At 68.4% G+C, this 4,249-nt stretch carries 5 protein-coding genes; all 5 read right to left on the minus strand.

The genetic code is table 11. From position 1 onward, the window contains the following. Positions 1–263, minus strand: a 263-nt coding sequence (locus ACIRDX_RS21035) for a hypothetical protein (RefSeq protein ID WP_396627395.1), incomplete at its 3' end; no start/stop codon positions are given. 54 nt (positions 264–317) lie between these two features. After that, on the minus strand, positions 318–1,499 hold the full coding sequence (locus tag ACIRDX_RS21040; RefSeq protein ID WP_396627396.1) for a glycine C-acetyltransferase: 1,182 nt from the start codon (positions 1,497–1,499) through the stop codon (positions 318–320). 132 nt (positions 1,500–1,631) lie between these two features. Further along, positions 1,632–1,958 (minus strand): DUF5658 family protein, encoded by a 327-nt coding sequence (locus ACIRDX_RS21045; RefSeq protein ID WP_396627397.1) that lies wholly within the window; start codon positions 1,956–1,958, stop codon positions 1,632–1,634. A gap of 185 nt (positions 1,959–2,143) precedes the next feature. Continuing rightward, a complete protein-coding gene (locus ACIRDX_RS21050; RefSeq protein ID WP_396627399.1) occupies positions 2,144–3,349 on the minus strand; it encodes a methyl-accepting chemotaxis protein in 1,206 nt (401 codons plus the stop codon). A gap of 16 nt (positions 3,350–3,365) precedes the next feature. Then, positions 3,366–3,896, minus strand: a complete 531-nt coding sequence (locus tag ACIRDX_RS21055) for a PAS domain-containing protein (RefSeq protein ID WP_396627398.1) — start codon at positions 3,894–3,896, stop codon at positions 3,366–3,368. Positions 3,897–4,249 lie beyond the last annotated feature (353 nt).

Below are 4,249 nucleotides of genomic sequence, written 5' to 3' on the forward strand. Positions count from 1 at the left end.
AGCAGGAGCGCCAGGGCGTAGAGCATGCGCCGCGCCGCCGTGAGGCGCATGGCGAAGGCGAGGAAGAACTGGCGCGCGTTGCGGAAGGGATGGCGCAGCAGGTCGCGCTGCGTGACGTCGGCCTGCACGGTGCCCTGCGTGAAGAAGGACACCATGTCGCGCGTCTCGCGCGTGAAGACACGCTGCAGGTCGCGCGCGGTCAGGTCGCGCGTGTAGTCGTCGATGAACGCCCGCGCCCGATCACCGAACTTCTGCTTCGTCATCAGCCCCTTCGGCCTTCATGAGGCATGAGCCATGGCCCATGAGGCATGGCGGCTTCAGATGATCCCCATCTCCCGCCCGACCCTACCGAATACGTCGAGCGCGAACTGGAGTTCCTCGCGGCTGTGCGCGGCCGACACGATGGTGCGCACGCGCGCCTTGTCGCGGGCGACGGTCGGGAACGCGATGCCCATCGCGAACACGCCCTCGGCGAACAGGCGATCGGAGAACTGCATGGCCCTGGCGCCCTCGCCCACCATCACCGGCGTGATCGGGCTCTCGCTGATGCCGGTGTCGAACCCGAGTTCCTTCAGGCCGGCCTTGAAGAAGCGCGTGTTGTCCCAGAGGCGGTCGATGAGCTGTGGCTCCTCGAGCAGCAGGTCGAGGGCCGCGAGGCAGGAGGCCGTCACCGAGGGCGGATGCGAGGTCGAGAACAGGAACGGCCGCGCGCGGTGGTACAGGAACTCGATCAGGCTGCGGCTGCCGGCGACGTAGCCGCCGAGCGACCCGATGGCCTTCGACAGCGTGCCGACCTGCACGTCGACGCGCCCGTGCATGCCGAAGTGGTCGACGGTGCCACGCCCGTTGCGCCCGAACACCCCGCTCGCATGCGCGTCGTCCACCATCATGATCGCGCCGTAGGCCTCGGCCGCGTCACAGAGGGCCGGCAGCGGCCCGAGGTCGCCGTCCATGCTGAAGACGCCGTCGGTGATGAGCAGCTTGCGCTGGGTCGGCGGCAGCTCGCTGAGGATCTTCCGCGCCGCGTCGGCATCGCCGTGCGGGTACACCTTGATCGTGGCGCGGCTCAGGCGCGCGCCGTCGATGATGCTCGCGTGGTTGAGCTCGTCCGAGATGATCGCGTCCTCGCGCGTGAGGATCGACGAGACGGTGCCGGCGTTGGAGGTGAACCCGCTCTGGAAGACGACCACCGCCTCGGTGTGCTTGAACTCCGCCAACCGCCGCTCGAGTTCGAGGTGCATCGCCATCGTGCCGGAGATGCTGCGCACGGCGCCCGACCCGACGCCGAACTGCTCGATGGCCTCGATGGCCTTCTGGCGCAGCTTCGGGTGGGTCGTGAGCCCCAGGTAGTTGTTCGAGGAGAGGTTCACGACGCTCTTGCCGTCGTAGACCGAGGTGGCCTTCGCCTCGCCCTCGAGCACCCGCAGGGTGCGGTAGAGGCCCTGAGCCTTGAGGTCCGCGAGTTGGTCGCCGAGATACGCGAGCGGGTCGGTACGCATGTCAGGGGTCACTATAGCAACCGGGTACCGGGTACGGGGTACCGGGTACGGCAGCCCGGACATCGGGAATCGGGGCCGGGCGCCGGGTACGGGGGACGGGGTACCGGGCGGCGGGCGGCGGGCGTGGCCGGGCTAGATCGTGTGGAGGACCCAGATCCAGGGCAGGAGGGCGGCGCACACGTAGAACAGCGTGAGCGCGGCCACGATCCGGTGGACGCGGGTGAGGTGGAGCACCATGCCGCAGCAGGCGGCGCCGATCTTGGCCGACGCGAGCGCCGGGCCGGCGCCGATGGACCACATGAGCGAGGCGAGCAGCGGGTTGGCCTCGAGGTGGTGGCCGTGCGTCACGACACCCCAGTACGTGAGGCCGGCATCGAGCGCCTGCGCGACGAAGAACGCCAGGATGGCGATCTCGCCACGGCTCAGGTCACGGGACAGGAACTTGCGAACCAGCGTCATGGAGTGTCGGCGTGGGGAAGCCGACCTCCATGTCTACAAGTCCGATGCCGCTTCGCGGGATCAGGAAATCACGGCAAAACCTGAGGACTGACGATGGGTGTGTGCGGATTGCGGGCGCACACGACACACCCCGTGTGCGGTGTCCGCACACGGGGTGTGTCGAGGGATCCGGGTTGGTGTCGCGCTCAGTTCTTGCGGCGGATCACCGTCAGGAAGTTGGACGAGGCGTCGCGCAGGGCTTCGGACTGGCGCGAGAGGTCGAGCGCCGCGTTCTGCATGTCGGAGGCGGCCGCGGTGGTCTGGCTGGCGGCCTCGCTGACGTCGATCATGCTGGCCGAGACGCGCTCGGCGGCCGTGGCGGCCTGACCGACGCTCCGGCTGATCTCCTGGGTGGCGGCGCGCTGCTCGTCCACCGAGACGGCGATGCCGGCCATCAGGTCGTTGATCTGCCTGATGTTGTCGGAGATCGAGCTCATCGCCCGCACCGACTCGCTGGCCGACCGCTGGATGTGGCTGACCTGGTTGTCGATTTGCTCGGTGGCCTCGCCGGTCTGGCGCGCCAGCGTCTTGACCTCCGAGGCGACCACCGCGAAGCCCTTGCCGGCCTCCCCGGCGCGCGCGGCCTCGATGGTGGCGTTGAGCGCGAGCAGGTTGGTCTGGCGCGAGATCTGGGTGATGAGCTTGAGCACGTCGCCGATCTGCTTGGAGGCGAGTTCGAGCTCCGACACCGTGGCGCGGGTCTGCTCGGCGTGCTGGGCCGCGGTCTTGGCAAAGGCCGCCGACTCGTCGACGCGGCGCTCGATCTCGGCCGCCGAGGCCGTGAGCTGCTCGGTGGCCGAGGCCACGGTCTGCACGCCGGCGGAGGTCTGGTGCGACTGCTCGGCCGCGCCGCTCGCGGCGCTCGACGTGGCACCGGCGGCGCCCACGAGGGTCTGCGCCGTGGCTTCCATCTCGGTGGCCGAGGCGGCGACCGCACCGGTGACGGCGCTGATGGCGACCTCGAACTCGTCGGCCAGCTGCAGGCGGTTGTGCTCGGCGTCGTGCAGGGCACGGTGCGTGGCGGCCATCTGGTCGGTGGCGGCGTTGATGAGCCCGGCGCCGTGCTTGAAGGAGCCGCGCATGCCGCGCTCGATGACGCGACGGAAGAAGCGGCCGTGCGCCGCATGCCCGAGCGAGGCGCCCGCCTCGCGCACGAAGGCGTCGGTCATGTCGAGCAGGTGGTTGAGGCCCGCCATCATGCGCCCGATCTCGCCCTCGCGGGGATAGGACAGGATGCGTTCCTCGAGGTCACCTCTCGCGGCGGCTTCGCACACCTCGGCAGCGCGCAACAGCCACTTGCGGAGCTCCTCATCGTCGGCGAGGGAGTCGGTCGGGCGGGGGTCGGCCGGCATCAACACTGGAGGTCTCCTAGGCAGCGAGTGACCACACGAACTCGTCGTAGTCCATGCCGGTGCCCTGGAGTGTCTTGACCAGGAGCGCCATGCTGGCGTCGAGTTGCTGCCGCTTGTCGGTGTACTTGCGCTCCTCCTCGAGGAGGGCCGCGTAGATCGCCTTCACCTTGGCCACCGGACCCGGGTCGGGCACGCGGCGGTTGGAGTGGTAGCCGATGGGACGCCCGTCGGCGCCGAAGGTGGGCGTGACGTGGGCGAAGACCCAGTAGTGGTCGCCGTTCTTCGCCATGTTGATCACGTACGCGAAGATTTCCTTCTCGGCGCCCAGCGTGTCCCACATGTACTTGAAGACCGCGCGCGGCATGTCGGGGTGCCTGATGATGCTGTGCGGCTGCCACAGCACCTCGTGCTCCTCGTACCCGGCGATCTTCAGGAAGACGTCGTTGGCGTACGTGATCTTCCCCGTCAGATCCGTCTTGGAGACGATCACGTCGTCGGTGGCGAAGAAGCGTTCGTGCCCAGTGGGCGTCGGTCGGGTGAATGCCATCGGGTAGTTCCTCGACTACGCCCCTCTCATCGGCCTCTTACCATGGTGAGAGAGTCAGAGGACTTCTGAAGATCCCGTAGTCGCCCTCTGACACCAGATATCGGCAGGAGGAAGGGCGGCTGTACAAGGGACGAGGGACAAGTACTCAAGTCACAAGGGCTGCAAGGGACGAGGGACCAGGAAAGAGCAGGGACAAGGGACGAGGAATGACGGCCACGGAGCCGGGCAACCAGGGACTCGTCGCACGGGCGTGCCTGTCCCTCGGCCCTTGGCTGCCCCGTCCCTTGTCCCTCGCAGCCCTGGTGACTCGAGTACGTGTCCCTCGTCCCTTGGCCGCCCGTTCCCTTGTCCCT

It is taken from the genome of Luteitalea sp. (assembly GCF_044337415.1).
Classification (GTDB): Bacteria; Acidobacteriota; Vicinamibacteria; order Vicinamibacterales; family Vicinamibacteraceae; genus Luteitalea.

What these genes read in the sequence shown, in the direction of transcription:
- ACIRDX_RS21040 (WP_396627396.1), bottom strand. Translation starts at nt 1,499, where the DNA reads ATGCGTACCGACCCGCTCGCGTATCTCGGCGACCAACTCGCGGACCTC.
- ACIRDX_RS21045 (WP_396627397.1), bottom strand. Translation starts at nt 1,958, where the DNA reads ATGACGCTGGTTCGCAAGTTCCTGTCCCGTGACCTGAGCCGTGGCGAG.
- ACIRDX_RS21050 (WP_396627399.1), bottom strand. Translation starts at nt 3,349, where the DNA reads ATGCCGGCCGACCCCCGCCCGACCGACTCCCTCGCCGACGATGAGGAG.
- ACIRDX_RS21055 (WP_396627398.1), bottom strand. Translation starts at nt 3,896, where the DNA reads ATGGCATTCACCCGACCGACGCCCACTGGGCACGAACGCTTCTTCGCC.